Source organism: Pseudomonas sp. SIMBA_068 (assembly GCF_046534705.1).
In the GTDB taxonomy this organism is placed as follows: Bacteria; Pseudomonadota; Gammaproteobacteria; order Pseudomonadales; family Pseudomonadaceae; genus Aquipseudomonas; species Aquipseudomonas putida.
On the sequence record NZ_JAWRYI010001770.1, the window covers coordinates 1 to 232 of the forward strand.

General features: G+C 36.2%; 1 pseudogene. It reads left to right on the forward strand.

The annotated features are described in order from the left end of the window. Positions 1-232: pseudogene (locus SB756_RS35840) on the forward strand (glyceraldehyde-3-phosphate dehydrogenase); the annotation flags it as partial.

Below are 232 nucleotides of genomic sequence, written 5' to 3' on the forward strand. Positions count from 1 at the left end.
CAACCTATCATTGGTAAACTTTACCGTAATCGTGGTATTGAAATTGCCGTATATGGCCGTCCTCTCGTAAATGCCAGCACTATTGAAATTATTAAATCTCACAAAACTGTTGCGCAATTTGAAGGCACAAAATTACGTTTACGTGAAAGCTTCCCGTTTTTAGAAGCAATCAGTAAAATGGAATTAAACTCTGCTCGCATTGATATTGGTAAGTTAGCATACAGCTATTTAT